The 19,698-nt window shown below is 72.6% G+C and carries 6 protein-coding genes; 4 read left to right on the top strand and 2 right to left on the bottom strand.

The features are described 5' to 3' along the window. Positions 1–8 precede the first annotated feature (8 nt). Both ABNQ40_RS30925 and ABNQ40_RS30920 read right to left on the bottom strand, forming a co-directional pair. Positions 9–1,442 (bottom strand): diaminobutyrate--2-oxoglutarate transaminase, encoded by a 1,434-nt coding sequence (locus ABNQ40_RS30925; RefSeq protein ID WP_109048201.1) that lies wholly within the window; start codon positions 1,440–1,442, stop codon positions 9–11. Between the two features lie 45 nt (positions 1,443–1,487). After that, entirely contained in the window at positions 1,488–1,697 is a 210-nt protein-coding gene (locus ABNQ40_RS30920) for an MbtH family NRPS accessory protein (RefSeq protein WP_109048202.1), read from the bottom strand. Between the two features lie 500 nt (positions 1,698–2,197). Here ABNQ40_RS30920 and ABNQ40_RS30915 point away from each other — a divergent pair, with 500 nt between their 5' ends. From ABNQ40_RS30915 to ABNQ40_RS30900, 4 genes are all read left to right on the top strand, one after another. Beyond that, positions 2,198–3,157 carry a TauD/TfdA family dioxygenase gene (locus ABNQ40_RS30915; protein ID WP_199235468.1) on the top strand — a complete coding sequence of 320 codons (960 nt, stop codon included), beginning with the start codon at positions 2,198–2,200 and terminating at the stop codon, positions 3,155–3,157. A gap of 11 nt (positions 3,158–3,168) precedes the next feature. After that, a complete protein-coding gene (locus ABNQ40_RS30910) occupies positions 3,169–11,952 on the top strand; it encodes an amino acid adenylation domain-containing protein (protein WP_391349237.1) in 8,784 nt (2,927 codons plus the stop codon). Beyond that, a complete protein-coding gene (locus ABNQ40_RS30905; protein ID WP_109048205.1) occupies positions 11,952–13,670 on the top strand; it encodes a non-ribosomal peptide synthetase in 1,719 nt (572 codons plus the stop codon). Before ABNQ40_RS30910 ends, ABNQ40_RS30905 begins: the two co-directional genes overlap by 1 nt. Positions 13,671–13,755: 85 nt before the next feature. Next, positions 13,756–19,680 (top strand): amino acid adenylation domain-containing protein, encoded by a 5,925-nt coding sequence (locus tag ABNQ40_RS30900; RefSeq protein ID WP_391349236.1) that lies wholly within the window; start codon positions 13,756–13,758, stop codon positions 19,678–19,680. Positions 19,681–19,698: the final 18 nt, after the last annotated feature.

Raw genomic sequence — 19,698 nt, 5'->3', positions numbered from 1 at the left:
AGGCCCGCCTATTCCGCTGCCAGCCCGGCAGGCATGGCGCCGGATGCCCGCTCGGCCAGCGCCGCGCGCAGGGCGGCGCGGAAGCGGTCGGCGATCTCGTCCAGTTCGGCGGCATCGACGATCAGCGGCGGCAGGAAGCGCACCACCGCGCCGTGGCGCCCCCCCAGCTCCAGGATCACGCCGCGCTCCAGACAATGGCGTTGCAGGGACCGGGCAAGCTCGCCGTCGGCCGGGCGGGCACCGGTCCGCGACGGCGGCCGGTGTTCGTCCACGATCTCGACGCCGATCATCAGGCCCGGTCCCCGCACGTCACCCAGGCAGGGATGGTCCGCCTGGATGGCCCGCAGATGGCTGCTCAGCCGCGCGCCCATGGCGGCGGCATGCTCGTCAAGCCGGTCGGCGCGGATGCGGCGCAGGGTCGCTGTCCCCGCCGCCATCGCCAGCTGGTTGCCGCGGAAGGTGCCGGCATGGGCGCCCGGCGCCCAGCAATCCAGCTCCGCCCGATAGACCACCACCGACAGCGGCAGGCTGCCGCCGATGGCCTTGGACAGCACCAGCACGTCCGGCTCGATGCCGGCATGCTCGAAGGCGAACAGCCGGCCGGTGCGGCCGAGCCCGGTCTGCACCTCGTCGATCACCAGCGGCACGCCATGGGCACGGGTCAGCCGGCGCAGCCCCTGGAGCCAGCGCACCGGGGCCGGAACCACGCCGCCCTCGCCCTGCACCACCTCAACCACCACCGCGGCGGGGGTGACGATCCCGGATTCCGGATCGCTCAGCAGCTGGTCCATCAGCGCCAGCCCGGCATCGACCCCGGCCTCGCCGCCAAGCCCGAAGGGGCAGCGGAAATCATAGGGATAGGGCAGCATGTGCACGTCGCAGGTCCCGCCGCCCAACGGGCGTTTCGGTCCCAGATTGCCCATGATCGCCAGCGTGCCCTGGGTCATGCCGTGATAGCCGCCGGAGAAGCCGACGATGGTGCGGCGGCCGGTGGCGGTACGCGCCAGCTTCATCGCCGCCTCGATCCCGTCGGCGCCGGTCGGGCCGCAGAACTGGATGCGGGCGTCGCGGGCGAAGGCCGGCGGCAGCGCCGCGAACAGCTCCTCGACGAAGGCGTCCTTCACCGGGGTGGTCAGGTCCAGCGTGTGCAGCGGCAGCCCGCTGTCCAGCGTCGCCCGGATCGCCGCCACCACGTCCGGATGGTTGTGGCCCAGCGCCAGCGTCCCCGCCCCGGCGAGGCAGTCGATGAACAGCTGTCCCGCACTGTCGCGCAGATAGATGCCGCGCGCCTCGGTCAGGGCCAGCGGGATGCGCCGGGGATAGGAGCGCGCGTTCGATTCGCGCGCCTCCTGCCGGCGCAGCATCGGGTCGTCGCGCAAGCGGATCGGCGGCTGGCTGCGGAAGCCGTCCAGCCCGAAGGGCGCCGCAAGGGTCGCGGTCATGCCAAAAACCTCCCTCAGGGGGAAATGGGAACCGGGCGGCGCCCGTCAGGCGGCCTCGCCCAGTGCGCGCCGCAGGCTGAGCGGGCGCATGTCTGTCCACACCCGCTCGATGTGGGCGAGACAGTCCTCCTTCGGGCCGCTGACGCCGACAGTGCGCCAGCCGGCCGGCACCGTCTTGTGGTCGGGCCAGATCGAATATTGCTCCTCCTCATTCACCACGACGTGGAATCGCGTGTTGGGGCTGTCCCAGCTCATGCCGAAGCTCCTTCTGGTGAGGACGCGGAAGGGATGATCGTTATCGGGGTAGGGACGCCTGGAAGATCGCGTCGTGCTTTCTTGCATAGTGAGATTGATTCTCATTTGCAAGATGATTCGCGGTAGGCTAACGTTCGGCCCGGCTGAACGGTGACGGCGCCAATACCCGCATGATGCGTGGTGTCTCCGCCACCCCCGCCCTGCCGCGTGCCCAACCCGGCACCGGCACCCGCCGCGATTGCTGCCCACCCGCCGGCCGGAGGCAATGGCGCGCCCATATTATGCGAACGATTCTTACTCGCAGTAAAGACGTTTCTGCCGCCCTGCCAGCAATCGGGTCCGCAACCGGGCCCGCAATCGGACGGAACCATCGATCAATGGACCAGCGCCTTTCCGACCCCCGAACGGCCCCGCAAGCCCCCTCCCGGAGCGACGGCCTGACCGCCGGCAGCCTGACCTTGCGCCCGCTGCTTCCCGGCGGCGACCTGCCGCTGCTGGCGATGCCGGCGGACGGCCCGCTGGCGCCGGGGGGATGGCGCGATCTGCTGCCGGACATCCGGGCAGTGGTGGAGGAACGGCTGCCGCAGGCCGGCGGGCTGCTGTTCAGCGGCTTCGGCATCCATGGCGACGCCGCTTTCCGCAGCTTCGTCGAGAGCTTCGGAAAGCCGCTGCTGGACTATGATTTCGGCTCCACCCCGCGCTCCGCGGTGGACAAGGGGGTCTATACCTCCACCGAATATCCGGCCCACCAGTCGATCCCGTTGCACAACGAGCAGGCCTACACCCTGCAATGGCCGCAGACGATCTGGTTCCACTGCGTCACCGCAGCCGCGACTGGCGGGGCAACGCCGATCGCCGACAGCCGCGAGGTCTTCCGCCGGATCGATCCCGCCGTCCGCGCCCGCTTCGCCGAGCGGCGGCTGATGTATGTGCGCAACTATGGCAACGGGCTGGATCTGCCCTGGCAGCGCGCCTTCAACACCGACGATCCGGCGGCGGTGGAGCGCTTCTGCCGCGCCAACGCCATCGAATTTGAATGGACCGAGGATGGCGAACTGCGCACCCGCCAGATCTGTCAGGCCGTCGCCCGCCACCCCGCGACAGGGGAGGAAGTGTGGTTCAACCAAGCCCACCTGTTCCACGTCTCCAACCTGCCGCCGGCCGTGCGCGACAGCCTGCTGGCAGTGGTGGAGGACGAAACCGAGCTTCCCCGCCACGTCTTCCACGGCGACGGCACGCCCATCGCCGATGCCGACCTCGACCATATCCGCACCGTCCTGGACGGCTGCACCCGCAGTTTCCCCTGGCAGGAGGGGGACGTGATGATGCTGGACAACATGCTGGCCGCCCACGGGCGCGGTCCCTTCACCGGCGCCCGCAAGGTGATCGTCGCGATGGCCGACCCGGTGCGCTCGCCGGATTTCCCCCCGGATTTCCCTGCCGATCTTCCGGCTGCGTGAGGGCCAGCATCATGGACAGCATCCTTCCCACCGACACCGTGCTTCACGCCGGAGAGGAACAGCGCGCCCTGTGGACCGCGTGGCGCCTCGCCCCCGACGATCCCGCCTACACCATGACCTACGCGGCGGAGCTGGCGCCCGGCACCGATCCGCAAAGTCTGGCCACCGCCTTCGCCCGGGTGATCGCTGCGCATGAGGCGCTGTCCAGCCTCTACCGCGAGGACGAGACCGGCCGTCTGGTGATGGAGCGGCTGCCCGGCTTCCAGCCCGACGTCTCGATCCACGCCGCAGGCCCGCTGAGCGATGCCGGGCGCCTTGACTGGCTGGAGCGCGAGGCCGACGCGCCGCTGCCGCTCGACCGTGGCATCGCCTGCCGCGTGCGGCTGCTGGACGAGGAGGGTGGGCGGCTTCACCTGCTGGTCGCCATCCACCACATCGCCGGCGACTTCCTGTCGTTCGAGATCCTCTGCGAACAGGCCTTCACCCTTTACGAGGCGCTGTCGTCCGGCAGTGACGTGGCCCCCCTGCCGGCCGGCCGCTACGGCACATGGCTGGACCGCCAGCGCAGCCTGCAAAGCGGTCCCGAAGCCGCCCGGCTGGAATCCTTCTGGCGCGGGCGCACGGCCGACATCGCCCCGCCGCCGGATTTGCCGGCTGACAGGATGGATAGACCCGGCCGGCCGCAGGAGACCGATGTCCACCTGTCCCCGGCGACGACCGCAAGGCTGCGCGCCACCGCCGGGCGCCTGGGGGTCGGGCTGTTCCCGCTGCTGGGCGCCGTCTTCCAGATCTTCCTGCACCGCTGGAGCGGCCAGGACCGCTTCACCATCGGCACGCCGGTGTCCGGCCGCCAGGGTGCCGCCGACCGCGCGATGATCGGCTACACGCTGAACGCCCTGCCCTGGTCCGCCGACCTGTCCGGCAACCCGACGGCGGCCGAGGTCGCGCGCACCGCCCATCGCACGCTGATGGCGCTGCTGCGCCACCGCCGCCTGCCGCTGGCCCGCATCACCGCCCTGGCCGGAACCGGCGGCCCGCTGTTCCGCCACATGACGACCTATGTCCCGATCGGCGAGCGCGCCGTGGTCTACCGCCATGTCCGGCGCGAGCTGTTCGCCCACCAGCGCGGTGCCGCCAACGCGCTGAACCTGCGCTGGGTGGACGGGGGCGACCGCCTGACCGGCCAGTGGCGCGCCGATCCGGCACTGTTCGGCGAAGAGACCTCGGCCCGCATGCGCCGCGGTTTCCTGGCTCTGCTGGAGCGCGTGCTGGAGGATCCGGAGGCGAGGGTCACCGCATTGCAGGCGACCGCCGACGAAGCCGACATTTCCCTGCGCGAAGCCCCGCTTCTCCTTCTCCCTAACCCTCTCTCCGGGGGGGAGAGGGGATTCTTCCAGGGCGGGAATGGGCATCATTCCACCGCCCTCGCCCTGTTCGACTCCTCCGTCGCCCGCCACCCCCACCGAACCGCCGTCGAGGATGGCGACCAGTCCCTGACCTATGCGGACCTCGACAGCGCCGCCGCACGGCTGGCCAGCCGGCTGCGTGTCGCCGGCGTGCGTCCCGGCGACCGCGTCGGGCTGCGGCTGCCGCGCGGAACGGCGCTGGCGGTCGGCATGATCGCGGCGTGGAAAGCCGGCGCGGCCTATCTCTGCCTCGACCCCGCCCTGCCCGACGCCCGCCTCGCCTTCCTGGCGGTGGACAGCGGCAGCCGCGCCATCATCGGCAACGGCCTTGCGCCCGACTGGCGCAGCGACGCCACCTGGCTCGACATCGACGACCAATCCGACGCCCTCTCCAACGAGGCCGAACCGGACAGCCTCCCCGCCAGCCCGGACCTGCCGGCCTATCTGATCTACACCTCCGGCTCCACCGGCACGCCCAAGGGCGTGCTCGTCACCCAGGGCAACCTCGCCCACTATGTCCAGGGCGTGCTGGCGGCGATGGAACTGCCGGAGGACGCCACCCTCGCCACGCTGGCCTCGGTCACCGCCGATCTCGGCTACACCGCCTGGTTCGGCGCGCTGCTCGGCGGGCGGACGCTGCGGCTGGTCCCTCCGGCGCTGGCCGAGGACCCCGACGCGCTGGCCCGCCAGTTCGCCGAGCGGCCGGTCGACATGCTGAAGATCGTGCCGTCCCACCTCGCCGCCCTGATGGCCGTGGCCGAACCGGCCCGCCTGCTGCCGCGCCGCTGCCTCGTGCTCGGCGGCGAGGCGCTGGACAGCCGCTTCGTCGCGCGTCTGCGCACCCTCGCCCCCGGCTGCCGCGTGCTGAACCATTACGGCCCGACCGAGACAACCGTCGGCTGCCTGACCGCGCCCGCACCGCAGGATCCAGCCAAAAAAAAACCCGCCCAGCCGGTTCCCATCGGCGCGCCCCTGCCCGGCCTTCGCGCCGCCGTGCTCGACCGCCATGGCGACCCGGTGCCGCTGGGCGTCGTCGGCGATCTTGCCATCGGCGGCGCAAGCGTCGCCGCCGGCTATCTCGACCGCCCGGCCCTGACCGCCGAGCGCTTCGTGCCCGACCCGTGGAGCCGGAGCGGACGGCTCTACCGCACCGGCGACCGCGTGCGCATGGCCGCCGACGGGTTGATCGAGTTCCTCGGCCGCGCCGACGATCAGGTGAAGATCCGCGGCTTCCGCGTCGAGCTTGGCGAGGTCGATGCGTGGCTGCGCGCCCGGCCGGATATCGCCGAGGCGGTCACCGTCGCCCACCCGGCCTTGACCGGCGACGGCCTGCGCCTTGCCGCCTTCGTCGCCCCGGAGACGGTGGACACTGACGCGCTGCGCACCGCCATGGCGGCGGCCCTGCCCGACGCCATGGTCCCCGCGGCGTTGCGCGCCCTGCCTGCCCTGCCCCGCCTGCCCAACGGCAAGATCGACCGCAAGTCCCTGCCCGGCGACGAGCTAGCACCGGCCGTCACCGCCCCCGCTCCCCGCAGCCTGACCCCGGCCGAGGAAACGCTGGCGACGATCTGGGCCGAGGTGCTCGGCCGCCCGTCGGTCGGGGTGGAGGAGGATTTCTTCGCCATCGGCGGCGATTCGATCCTGGCGCTCCAGGTCATCGCCAAGGCGCGGCCGAAGGGGTTGGCCCTGAAACCGAAGCTATTCTTCCAGAAGCGCACGGTTGCTGCCATCGCCGCGGCCCTGCCTGCCGCCAAGTCCATCGCGGCACCCGCCGAAAAGCGCATCGAGCCTTTCGCCCTCAGCGGACTCGACGCTGTGGCGCTGGCGGCGCTGAAAGCCGAACGTCCGGCGCTGGAGGACGCCTATCCGCTGTCGTCGCTCCAGCAGGGGCTGCTGTTCCACGGCCTGATCGACCCCACCGGCGGCGCTTACGTCAACCAGCTGGTGGTCGAGGCCGACGGCCCCTTCGACGGGCAAGCCTTCGTCGCCGCGTGGCAGGACACCGTCGCCGCCAACCCGATCCTGCGCACCGCCTTCCGCTGGGAGGGCACCGACCGCCCGTTGCAGCTGGTGGAGCGCGCCGCCACCCTGCCCGTCGCCCACCGTGACTGGAGCGACCTGACGGAGGACGCCCGCGACGCTGCCCTGGCCGCCTTCCTGGCGGAGGACCGGGCGCGCGGCTTCGCGCTGGACCGGGCGCCGCTGATGCGGCTGGCTCTGATCCGCTGCGCCGCCGGCCGCTGTCTGCTGCTGTGGAGCCGCCATCATCTGGTCGTCGATGGCTGGTGCTCGATCCTGCTGCTGGACGAGGTGCTGGAACGCTACCGCGCCCGTCTGGCCGGCGAGGTTCCCATCCTGCCCGCGCGCCGCCCCTTCCGCGACCACATCGCCTGGACCCTGCGACAGGACTCCAGCCGGTCCGCCGCCTTCTGGCGCAGCGCTCTCGCCGGGGTGGAGGCCGCCACGCCGCTGCCCCTGCTGGCCCCGGCGCCAGAATCGACTCCGGAGACCGGCAGCGCCATCCCGCTCAGCCGCGGCATCGTGCTGGACGAGGTGGAGACCGCCCGGCTGACCGCCGCCGCGCGCGGCCTGGGCGTCACGCTGAACACGCTGGTGCAGGGCGCCTGGGGCCTCGTCCTGGCCGCCCGCTCGGGTCATGACGACGTGCTGTTCGGCGTCACCTCCGCCGGCCGCCCGGCCGACCTCGACGGCGCCGAGCATATGCTGGGCGTCTTCATCAACACCCTGCCGCTGCGCGTTCGCGCGCCCGGCCACCGGCGCCTCGGCGACTATCTGCGCGGCATCCAGGCCGACAATGCCGCGATGCGCGAGCATGAGCACAGTGCGCTGGCCGACATCCAGGCGCAGGCCGGGATCGGTCCGCTGTTCGACACGCTGCTGGTCTTCCAGAACCTGCCGATGCTGGAGGGCCGGCGCCGCCGGGTCGGCGCGCTCGAGTTGCGCCAGCGCGCCAATGTCGAGCGCACCCATTACGGCCTGACGGTGGAGGTCTTCCCCGGCGAAACGCTGGGCGCCACCATCGACGCCGACGCCCGCCGCATCGACGCCGCGGCGCTCACCCGGATCGCCGAGGGCTTCCGCGCCGCCCTGCTGTCGCTGGCCCGCGGCGCCGCCACCCCGCTGGCCGCCCTGCCGCGCATGGGCGAGGCGGAGGCGCAGGCCTTGCGCCGCTGGGCCGTCACCCCCGCGCCCTACAGCCTGTCGCCAGGCTGGGTCGAGCGCGTCGCCGCCCGCGTCGCCGCCCACCCCGACCGCATCGCCGCCCGTTGCGACGGTGCTACCCTGACCTATGGCGCACTTTGGCAGCGGTCGGAGCGGCTGGCCCGCGGCCTCGCCGCGGCCGGTGTCCGTCCCGACGACGCCGTCGCCCTGCTCGCCCCGCGCGGGCTGGAACTGCTCTGCCTGATGGTCGCCGTGCTGCGGGCGGGCGGGGCCTGGGTGCCGCTCGACCCCTGCCACCCACCCGCCCGCTGGGCGCAGGTGATGGAGCAGGCCGGCAACCCGCTGCTGGTCCGCGATCCCGCGGTGCCCTGCGATTTGCCAGCCCTCACCCCCGCCGACCTGCTGGCCCGCGCCGGTCAGGGCGACCTGCCCACACGGCCTGCACGCGGCGACCAGCGCGCCTATGTGCTCTTCACCTCCGGCTCGACGGGCACGCCGAAGGGGGCGATGGTCACCCGCGACGGCATGCTGAACAACATGCTGGCGAAGCTCGACCCACTCGGCCTGTCCGAGCATGACGTGATCGCCCAGACCGCCCCTGCCTGCTTCGACATCTCCGTCTGGCAGACGCTGACCGCCCCGCTGCTGGGTGCGGTGGTGGAGATCGTCCCCGATGCGGTGGTGCGCGATCCCGACGCCCTGCCCGACCGGCTGGCGGCATCGGGCGTGACCCTGTTCGAGCCGGTGCCGTCGCTGATGCGCACCATGGCGGAAACCCGCGGTGCGGACGACCGCCCCCGCCCGCTGCCGGCCCTGCGCTGGGTGCTGCCGACGGGGGAGGCGCTGGGCGCGGCCGATGCCGCCGCGTGGTTCGACACCTACCCCGACGTGCCGCTGATGAACGCCTACGGCCCGGCCGAATGCGCCGACGACGTGGCCTTCCATCCGCTGCACTCCGCCCCCGTCGCAGGCGTAGCCGCCCCCATCGGCCGGCCGACTGCGGGGGCGGAGCTGCGCGTCGTCGATGGCGACCTCTCTCCCGTGCCGCTCGGCACGGTGGGGGAGATCGCCGTCGGCGGCGTCGGGGTCGGCCGCGGCTATCTCGGCGACCCGCGCCGCACCGCGGCGGCCTTCGTGCCCGATCCGGACGGCGCTCCGGGGTCGCGCCTTTACCGCACCGGCGATCTCGGCCGCTGGTCGGCCGACGGCGTCATCGAATGGGCCGGGCGCAGCGATTTCCAGATGAAACTGCGCGGCTTCCGCATCGAGGCCGGCGAGGTCGAAGCGGCGCTGGAGCGCCACCCCGCCGTCCGCTGCGCCGCCGTCCACATCCGCGCCGACCATCTGACCGCCTGGTGGGAAGCGTCGGACGAGACGGCCCCGCCGCCGGACCTCGCCGCCCACGCCGCGGCCCTGCTGCCGCCCTACATGGTGCCGACCCGCTGGGTCCGCATGGCCGTCTGGCCGCGCAACGCCAACGGCAAGCTCGACCGCAAGGCGCTGCCCTATCCGGAACAGCCCGCCGCAACGGCCGCCGAGCCACCCGCCACCGGGACCGAACGCCGTCTCGCCGCCCTGTGGCAGGAGTTGCTGCCCGGCGCCGGAATCGCCCGCGATGCCGATTTCTTCGCGCTCGGCGGCCATTCGCTGCTGGCCGCCCGGCTGATCGCCCGGCTGCGCCGCGACGGCTGGCCCGGTCTGGCCCTGCGAACCGTCTTCGACACGCCGGTGCTGCGCGATCTGGCCGCCCGGCTCGATGCCCTGTCCCTGCCAGCCGGCGACGACACCCCGCCCTTGCTTGCTGTCGAGCGGCGGGAGGCGATGCCGCTCTCCCCCGCCCAACAGCGCCTGTGGCTGGTCGACCGGCTGTCCGGCGGCGGCAGCGCCTATGTGATGGCGGCCTCGTTGCTGCTGACCGGCGACCTCGACGGCGTGGCGCTGGAAACCGCGCTGAACGCCGTGGTCGCCCGGCACGAGGTGCTGCGCACCGCCTATCCCGAGCGCGATGAAGAGCCTGCCGCCGTCGCCGCTCCGGCGCTGTTCGTGCCGCTGCCGCTGGAGGATCTGTCCGGCCTGCCGCCCATGGAGCGGACGGCCTGCGCCCAGGCGCTGGCGGAGGAGGATGCCCGCACCCCCTTCGACCTCGCCGCCGGCCCGCTGCTGCGCGCCCGTCTGCTGCGGATGGAGCCCGGCAGCCATCGGCTGCTGTTCGCCATGCACCACATCGTCGCCGACGGCTGGTCGGTCGGCGTGCTGTGCCAGGACCTCGCCACCGCCTACCGCGGGGCGCTGGCCGGCCGGGCGCCGGACTGGACGCCGTTGCCGGTGCAGTATGCCGACTATGCGGTGTGGCAGCGCCGCCTGCTGTCGGGCGAGCGCCTCGCCAAGCTGACCGGCTTCTGGCGCGACCGCCTGTCCGGCGTGCCGACGGCGCTCGCCCTGCCGACCGACCGGCCGCGCCCGCCGGTCGCCGCCACCCAGGGCGGCAGCCTGCGCCTCTCCCTTGCCCCCGCCCTGCTGGCACGGGTGGAGGAATGGGCGCGGCGCCGCGGCGCCACCGCCTTTATGGCTCTGCTCGCCGCCTTCACCGCCATGCTGCATGCGGAAACCGGCATGGACGATCTGCTGGTCGGCACCGACACCGCCGGGCGCCCCGACCGCGCGCTGGAGGGGTTGGTCGGTTTCTTCGTCAATGTCGTGCCGCTGCGCTCCCGCTTGGAGCCGGACGACAGCTTCGACTGCCTGCTGGACCGCACCGGCCGCATGGCGCTCGACGCCTTCGACCATGACGCCCTGCCCTTCGACCGCATCGTCGAGGCGGTCGGCGTGCCGCGCGACCGCAGCCGCAACCCGCTGGTCCAGGTGCTGTTCGTCCTCCAGAACGTCCCCGGCGGCCCCCTGCAACTGCCCGGCCTGGCCGTCGGGCAATTCCCGTCGGCCGACCGCCAGTCCAAGTTCGACATGGCCCTGTTCCTGGAACCGGAGCGGACCGCCGACGGCCCGGCGCTCGCCGCCGACTGGGTGTTCGCCAGCGCGCTGTTCGATCCGGCCAGCGTGCAGCGCTTCCACCGCAACTGGGTGGCGCTGCTGGAGCGCGCCGTTGCCGACCCGACCCAACCCATCCGTCCCAACACCCCCAAGATCGCTCCCCTTGCCGGTCAGGAGTTCCACCCCATGGACCAGACCCGGCGCGCCAGCGCCTCGCCCACCTCCGACGCTTCCGTCCGCCGCTCCTTCCCCATGCCGGGCTCCGAATTCCCGATCATGCTGGAGCCGATGGAATCCGGCCTCGACCCCGCATCCTGGGCGCGCGACAACCGCGGCCTGATCGACCAGTTGCTTCTACGACACGGCGCCATCCTGTTCCGCGGCTTCGACCTGCCCGACCCGCAGAGCTTCGAGACCTTCGCCGAGGCGATGGAGCCGACCGGCCTGTTCGGTTCCTACGGCGACCTGCCGAAGAAGGAGGGCGGGCGCAACACCTACCGCTCCACGCCCTACCCGGAGCGGCAGATGATCCTCTACCACAATGAGAGCAGCCATCTGGAGCGCTGGCCGCACAAGCAGTGGTTCTTCGCCGAGCAGGTGGCGCCGGTCGGCGGTTGCACCCCCATCGTCGATTGCCGCGAAATGCTGAAGCGCCTGCCGGCCGATCTGGTGGCGATGCTGGAGACGCGCGGCCTGCTCTATGTCCGCACCTTCACGCCGCGGCTGGATGTCGGCTGGCGCGACTTCTTCAAGACCGACGACCGCGCGGCGGTGGCGGCGCGCTGTGCCGCCGGCGGCATCGACCTGCGCTGGCTCGACGACGAGACGCCGCAGACCCGCACCCGCGGCCCGGCGGTGATCCGCCACCCGCTGACCGGCGAGCGCAGCTTCTTCAACCAGTTGCAGCTCCACCACCCCGCCTGCCTGGAACCCGACCTGCGCGCGGATCTGCTGGAGCTCGTCGGCGTCGACCGGCTGCCGCGCAACGTGCTGTTCGGCGACGGCGAGACCATTCCGGACGAGACCATGGCCCTGATCGGCGACACCTACGAGGCCTGCGCCGTGCGCTTCCAGTGGCTTCGCGGCGACGCGGTGATGGTCGACAACATGCTGACCGCCCACGCCCGCGACCCCTTCGAGGGACCGCGCCGCATCGTCGTCGCCATGGGCGCGATGGTCGAGCGGCAGGCTGTTACCGGCATCGAGGAGATGGCCTGATGATCACTGAGATAACCGCCGGGACCACCATCCCCGCCCTGCTGTCCGCCCAGGCCGCCCGCAATCCCGATGCCCCGGCGTTGAAGGACGGCACGCGCACCCTCGGCTACGCCGCACTTGACGCGCTGGTCGAGCGGCTGGCCCGCCATCTGCGCCGCGACGGCGTCGGGCCGGAACAGCGGGTGGCGCTGGCCCTGCCCCGCTCGGCCGAGCTGGTCATCGCGCTCCACGCCGTGATGCGGGCTGGCGGCGCCTATGTGCCGGTCGATCCCGCCTGGCCGGAAGCCCGCCGGGCCGCGGTCCTCGATGCCGCCCGGCCCTGCCGGCTGATGACCGCTGCCGATGTCGCAGCATTGCTGGAGCAGCGGGTGCCGGACATCGCACTGCCGCCCCCGGCGCCGCAGGACGCCGCCTATCTGCTGTTCACCTCCGGTTCGACCGGCACGCCGAAGGGCGTGGTCGTCGAGCATGCCCAGCTTGCCGCCTATGTGGCGGGGGTGACGGAGGCGCTCGGCCTGACCGCCTGCCGCCGCTTCGCCTTGACCTCCACCGTCGCCGCCGACCTCGGCAACACCACCTTGTTCGGGGCGTCGGCGGCCGGCGGCTGCCTCGTGGTGGCGGACGAGGCGACGATGACCGACGGCGCCGCCTTCGCCCGCTTCGTCCGGGACGAGGCCATCGACTGCCTGAAGATCGTCCCCTCGCATCTGGCCGCCCTGATCGACCGTCCCTCCCCGGTTCTCCCCGGCACCCTGATCCTCGGCGGCGAGCCCACCGCCCGCCCGCTGCTGGAGGCGATCCGCGCCGCGGCGCCGGCCTGCCGCGTCTTCAACCATTACGGCCCGACCGAGGCGACCGTCGGCGTGATGGTCCATGCCCTGGCCCCGGACGCGCCGCTGCCGGACCGGCTGCCGCTCGACCGCGTGCTGGCGGGAAGCAACGTCCGCCTGCTCGGGAAAGAGGGCGAACTGGTCATCGGTGGCGCGCAGGTCGCCCGCGGCTATCTCGACCGGCCGGATGATGCGGCCTTCTTCACCGACCCAGACGGCACCCGCTTCTACCGCACCGGCGACCGCGCCCGGCTGCTGCCCGGCGGCGGACTGGAACTGATCGGCCGCATCGACGACCAGATCAAGATCCGCGGCTTTCGCATCGAGCCGGCGGAGATCGAGGCCGCAGTCATCGCCCTGCCCGGCATCGCCCAGGCCACGGTGAAGCTGTGCGGCACCGACCGGCTGGTCGCCTATGCGGTCGCCACCGCCGGCACCACCCCCGACCCGGCCGCCCTGCGGGAAGCCCTGCGCGCCCTCCTGCCCGACGCGATGGTTCCGGCGGAGATCCTCGTCCTCGCCAGCCTGCCGAGGCTCGGCAACGGCAAGATCGACCGCGTCGCCCTGCCCGATCCCGCCGCAATTCCGGACACCGCTTCGGCCGCCGTTTCGGGGCAGCCGGCCAACGACGCCGCCCCGCTGGAAACGCTGATCGCCGGCCTGATCGCCACCCTGCTGGAGCGCGAGCGGGTCGCCCCGACAGACAACCTGTTCGACCTCGGCGGCCATTCGCTGCTGGTGATCAAGCTGGTGTCCCGTTTGCGCCGCCGCCTGGGGGTGGAGGTGCCGCCGGGCCTCGTCTTCGACCACCCGACCCCCGCCGCCCTCGCCCAGGCCCTGCGCGCCACGGAAGCCGAACCCGGCCAGCTCGACCGCGCCGCGGCCTGAATTCCTTCTCCCGTGTAGTCCCCTCTCCCCAGCGGGGAGAGGGGAAGTCTGCGCTCCCCCCTCTACGACAATACGGTACGCCTCCATGGCCGATACGCTCGCCCCCAGCCTGCATGACATCGCGCAGGGCTTCGCCCGGCTGCCGACGGACAGGCGGCGTGCCTTCCTCGATGCGCTGCGGGCGCGCGGCATCGCCTTTTCGCGGCTGCCGGTCCCCAAGCGCCGGGGCGATGCGGCGGCTCCGGTGGCGGCGTCCCCCGCACAGCGCCGGCTGTGGACCCTGCACCGGCTCGACCCGGCATCGGCCGCCTACCACATGCCGGGCGCGTTCCGGCTGACCGGCACGGTCGATTCCGCAGCCTTGGAGGCGGCGCTCAACGCGGTTTCGGTCCGCCATGAGATCCTGCGCACCGCCTACCGCGAGGATGGCGACGGCAAGCTGTGGGCGGTCCTGCTGCCCGACCGTCCCGTCCGCCTGAACCGCCACGACCTGACCGGCCGGACGGACGCGGCGCAAGACCTCGCCGAGCGTCTCGCCGCCGTCCCCTTCGACCTGGAGCGCGACACCCCCTGGCGGGCCGATCTGCTGCGCCTCGCTGCCGATGAGCATTGGTTGCTGGTGACGCTGCACCACATCGCCGCCGACGGCGCCAGCATTGGCCTGCTGATGGCCGACTTGGCCGCCGCTTACAACGCCGCCCGCCAGGGCCGCACCCCCGCATTGCCCGAGCTGCCGGCGCAGCATGCCGACCTCGCCGTCTGGCAGGCGGCGTGGCTGGAGGCCGGGGAGGCCGGCCGCCAAGCCGCCTTCTGGCGCGACACCCTGTCCGGCGCCCCCGCCCGCCTGACCCTGCCGGGCTTCGAGATGGAGAGCCGCCGCGACGGCGACAGCGACAGCGGCGGCGAACGGACCGCCGTCCTGCCCCCCGCCCTCTCCGGCGCGCTGAAGGAACTGGCCGCCCGCGAAGGTTGCACCCCCTTCACCGTCCTGCTGGCCGCCTACGCCCTGCTTCTCGGCCGGATGAGCGGCCAGGACGAACTGATCGTCGGCGTCCCGGTCGCCGGCCGCCGCCAGCCGGAGGCCGAACAGGCCATCGGCTGTTTCGTCAACACCCTCCCGCTGCGCCTGCGCCTCACCCCCGCCCAGCCCTTCCGCAACTGGCTGCACGAGGTCGCCCGTGCCGTCACCGCCGCCCAGGACAACCAGGACCTCCCCTTCGACGCCATCCAGGAGACGGTGCGGGCGGAGCGCGGCGCCAATCCGTTGGTCCAGGCGATGTTCGACCACCGCGCGGCCACATTCGCCATAGGCGGTCTCGACGGCCTGCGGGTGGAACCGCTGGAGTTGCCGGTGCGCAGCGCCAAGTTCGACCTCGCGCTCGCCGGCACCGAGCGGTCCGACGGCACGATCCTCGTCCGCCTCGCCCACCGGGGGGAGGCCGCTCCGGCGGACCTCCTGCTGCGGCGCTGGCAACGCCTGCTGACACAGATCGCAGCCTCCCCCGACCGCCCGCTCCGCGCCCTCGACATCCGCTGCGAGGACGACATCCAGGCCATCGCCGGCTGGTCCGTGGATCCCGGCTGGACCGGTCCTACGCCCGATCCAGTGCCCGTCCTGCTCGCCCGCCTCGCCGCGGAGCGGCCGGACGCCCCGGCCATCCTGTTCGGCGACGACATCGTGACCCGCGGCGACCTCGACCGCCGCGCCAACCGCCTTGCCAACCGGCTGGTCGCGCTGGGCGCCGGGCCGGAGCACCGCATCGGCGTCTGCCTGCCCCGCTCGCCCGAGCTGGTCGCCGCCTTCCTGGCGGTGCTGAAATCGGGCGCCGCCTTCGTCCCGCTCGACCCCAGCCATCCCGCCGAGCGCTGGCAGGCGATCCGCGAAGCCGCCAACCTGACCCTGCTGATCGCCGACAGCCCGCTCGACGGCGTGACCACCCTTCATCCCAACGATGAAGCCGACGCCCCCGACCATGCGCCCGCGCTGACGATCCAGCCGCGAAGTCTCGCCTATGTCATCCACACCTCCGGCTCCACCGGCGCACCGAAGGGTGTGGCGGTGGAGCATGGTCCGCTCGCCATGCATTGCGTCGCCACCGGTGCCGTCTACGACATGGGACCGGACAGCCGCGAGCTGCATTTCCTGTCCTTCACCTTCGACGGCGCGCATGAACGCTGGATGACCGCGCTGGCGGCCGGCGGCGCCATCCTGCTGCGCGACGACAGTCTGTGGACGGCGGAGCAGACCTATGACGCCATCCGCCGCCACCGCCTGACCCATGCCGGCTTCCCGCCGAAATACCTCCAGCAGCTGGCCGCCTGGGCCGAGCAGCAGGGCGGCGAGCCGCCGCCGATGCAGCTCTATTCCTTCGGCGGGGAGGCGATGCCGCGCGCCGGGCTGGAGCGGCTGTTCCGCGCGCTGCGCCCCCGCCATGCCATCAACGGCTACGGCCCGACCGAGACGGTTGTAACTCCGCTGGTGTGGAAGAGCGAGGTGTGGAAGGGCGGCGGCGCCGGCCTGCCCGACAGCGCCTACGTCCCCATCGGCCGTCCGGTCGGCGACCGCAGCGCCCATATCCTCGACGACGATCTCAACCCGCTGCCCATCGGCGTGACGGGGGAGCTGTGGATCGGCGGCAGCGGTCTTGCCCGCGGCTATCTCGGCCGCCCGGCGGCGACCGCCGAGCGCTTCATTCCAGACCCCTTCGGCCGTCCCGGTGCCCGCCTCTACCGCACCGGCGACCTCGCCCGTTGGAGGGAGGACGGCACTGTCGAGTTCCTCGGCCGCCGCGACCATCAGGTGAAGCTGCGCGGCTTCCGCATCGAGCTTGGCGAGATCGAGGCCCATCTGGCCGCCGAACCCGGCGTGCGCGAAGCCGTGGTGGTGGCGCAGGAAAGCGACGGCGTCACCCGCCTGATCGGCTATCTGGTGCCCAGCCCCGGTGCGCGGCCCGACCCCACCGCCGTCAGCACGGCGCTGGCGGCAAGGCTGCCCGCCCATATGGTGCCTGCCCGGCTGATGGTGCTGGACGCCATCCCCGTCACCCCCACCGGCAAGCTCGACCGCGCAGCATTGCCGACCCCGCGCTGGGAGGCCGCAGCGCAGGTCGCCGCCGCCACCCCGGTTGAAGAACTGCTCGTCCGGCTGTGGCGGGAGGCGCTGAACGCCGAGCGCATCGGCGTCACCGACAACTTCTTCGAGATTGGCGGCGATTCCATCATCGCGCTCCAGATCGTCGCCCGCGCCCGCGCCGCCGGCCTGCGCATCACGCCGAAGCAGTTGCTGGAACGCCAGACCATCGCCGCCCTGGCTTTGGTGGCGGAAGAGGCCGCCCCCGGCGCTCCCACTGCGCAGGCCCCCGCCGGTCCGTCGCCGTTGGCGCCGATCCAGGCTTGGTTCTTCGACCAGCCGGTCCCCAACCGCGACCGCTGGAACCAGTCGGTGCTGCTGGCCGCGACGGTTCCGGTGGATACCGCCCGGCTGGCGGGCGCGCTGGCCATGGTCGCCGGCCGTCACGACGCCCTGCGGCTACGCTTCACGCCCGATGCCGGGGGCAACTGGACGCAGACCCACGACCACGGCCCGGCGACCATCCCGCTGGAGGAGGCGGACGCCGCCGACGAGGCTGCCGTCACCCGCCTGTGCGGCGAGGCGCAGGGCCGGCTCGACCTCGCCGACGGGCCGCTGATGCGGGCGCTGCTGATCCGCAAACCCGATGGCGGGCAGCGCCTGTTCCTGGTCGCCCATCATCTGGTGGTGGACGGTGTGTCCTGGCGCATCCTGCTGGAGGATCTGGAGGCCGCCCTGCAAGGCCCCTGCATGCTCGACCGGCTGCCCGCCGCCGGAACGCCCTTCGCCCAGTGGGCGCGGCGTCTGGTGCAGGAGGTTCCCCGCTTCCTCGGCCAGCTCGACCACTGGCGCCGCGCGCTCGACACGCCACCGCTGCCGGTCGAGGGGCCGCTGTCGCTCAACACCCGCCGCCATGCCGTCACCCGCAGCCTGCGGCTGGATCGCGCGCAGACCCGTGCCCTGCTGACCGAGGCACCGGCCACCTACCGCACCCGCATCGACACGCTGCTGCTGACCGCGTTCACCCGCGCCGTGCAGCGCCGCTGGCCGGTCGAGGCCCTGACCGTCCATGTCGAGGGGCATGGCCGCGAAGCCCTGTTCCCCGACCTCGATGTTGGCCGCACCGTCGGCTGGTTCACCAGCGTCTATCCCGTCCGCCTCGCCCCGCCGCCCGGCTGGGACGGCGCCATCCGCCACGTCAAGGAGGCGCTGCGCGCGGTCCCCGACGGCGGCATCGGTTTCAACCTGCTGCGCCATCTGGGACCGCCGGAGGCCCGCACCGCGCTGTCCGGTCGCCCCATCGCCCTCTCCTTCAACTATCTGGGGCAGTTCGACGGCGCCGCCGCCGAGGCGCCCTGGCGTCCTGCCACGGAGGAGTGCGGTGCCGGCACCGATCCCGACGCGCCGCTCGGCGCCCTGATCTCCATCGACGGGCAGGTGATGGCGGGTGAGTTGACACTACACGCCCGCGCCAGCGCCACTCTGTTCGAGGACTGCGTCATCGCCGGCCTGATGGAGGATTTCCGCGCCGCTCTGGCGGAGCTGACCGCCCATTGCGCCACGGTCCCGTCCAGTCAGGCAACACCGTCCGACTTCCCGCTGGTCAATTTGAACCAAGCGCAGATCGACGCGCTGCCCATCGCCGCCCCGGCAATCGCCGACATCCTGCCGGCGACGCCGATGCAGGCGGCGATGCTGCGCCACAGCCTCTCCATCCCAGCCTCAGATGCCTACATGGTGCAGGTGTGGGCGACCATCGACCGGCTCGATCCCGACCGGCTGGCGGCGGTCTGGCGCGAGACGATCGCCCGCCACGACATTCTGCGCGCCGCCTTCGCCGACCTGCCGCAGGCCGACGGCAGCAAGCAGGCGCTGCTGGTGATCGCCAAACACGCCGACCTGCCCGTCACGCTGCTGGACGGACGCGACGCCAGCGACCCCGACGACGCCTGGGCTCGCCTGTGCGACGACGAATACCGCCGCCGCTTCGATGTAGACCAAGCGCCGCTGATGCGGGTGACCCTGGTCCGCACCGGCCCGGCCACCCACCGCTTCCTGTGGACATGGCACCATGCGCTGCTCGACGGCTGGAGCATGTCGCGCCTGCTGGGTGATGTGCTGCGCCTCTATGACGGCGACAGCGTGCCGCCACCGCCGGTGCGGCTGCGCGATCTCGCCGCCTGGACCCAGGCCGCCGACGGCGCACGGGAACAGGCCACAGCACACTGGCGCACGCAGCTGGCCGCCCTGCCCGCCCCCACCCGCCTGACCGCCGTCCTGCCGCCGCCCGCCTGCCCGGAACCGGACCACGCCGAGGAACGCACCATCGACGCGCCAACCGTCCAGCGGCTCCAGCGCCATGCCGGCGGGCGGAAGGTGACGCTGAACACGCTGGTCCAGGCGGCATGGCTGCGGCTGCTGGCAGCCGTCACCGGCCAGAGCACCGTCGCTTTCGGTGCGGTGATGTCGGGCCGCTCGGTCGAAATGCCGGGGATCGACCATGTCACCGGGTTGCTGGTCGGCGTCCTGCCGCTGGTCTGTGCGGTGAGCGATGACAAGGGAGACGATGGCTGGCTGCGCGACCTCTTCGACGCCAACATCGCCGCCCGCCAGCACGAGCATGCCCCGCCGCCGGACCTGCAAAGCTGGACCGGCGCTGCCCCTTTCGACAGCGTGGTGATCTTCGAGAATTACCCGGTGGACGAGGCGCTGTGGCAGAGCGAGCGCGCCACCCTGTCCTTCCGCGACGTCGGCAACCGCGGCCGGATGAGCTGGCCGCTGACCCTGGTGGTGGTGCCGCGCGACACGCTGGTGCTGAGGCTGGAATATGCCGGCGGTCTTCTCCGCCGCGACGACGTGGCGGCTCTCGCCGACCGTCTGGTGACGGAACTGGAGCGCTTCGCCGACGGCCGGACGGCGATGTGGGACGTCCCACAATAGCCTTGCAGAACGTGGGAC

Origin of the sequence: Azospirillum sp. A23 (genome assembly GCF_042938965.1) — a bacterium.
Taxonomy (GTDB): Bacteria; Pseudomonadota; Alphaproteobacteria; order Azospirillales; family Azospirillaceae; genus Azospirillum; species Azospirillum melinis.
This window is presented reverse-complemented; position numbering and strand designations above follow the sequence as displayed.

Coding starts and splice junctions, on each gene's coding strand:
- ABNQ40_RS30910 (WP_391349237.1), top strand. CDS start 3,169: ATGGACAGCATCCTTCCCACCGACACCGTGCTTCACGCCGGAGAGGAA.
- ABNQ40_RS30900 (WP_391349236.1), top strand. CDS start 13,756: ATGGCCGATACGCTCGCCCCCAGCCTGCATGACATCGCGCAGGGCTTC.
- ABNQ40_RS30920 (WP_109048202.1), bottom strand. CDS start 1,697: ATGAGCTGGGACAGCCCCAACACGCGATTCCACGTCGTGGTGAATGAG.
- ABNQ40_RS30925 (WP_109048201.1), bottom strand. CDS start 1,442: ATGACCGCGACCCTTGCGGCGCCCTTCGGGCTGGACGGCTTCCGCAGC.
- ABNQ40_RS30915 (WP_199235468.1), top strand. CDS start 2,198: ATGCCGGCGGACGGCCCGCTGGCGCCGGGGGGATGGCGCGATCTGCTG.
- ABNQ40_RS30905 (WP_109048205.1), top strand. CDS start 11,952: ATGATCACTGAGATAACCGCCGGGACCACCATCCCCGCCCTGCTGTCC.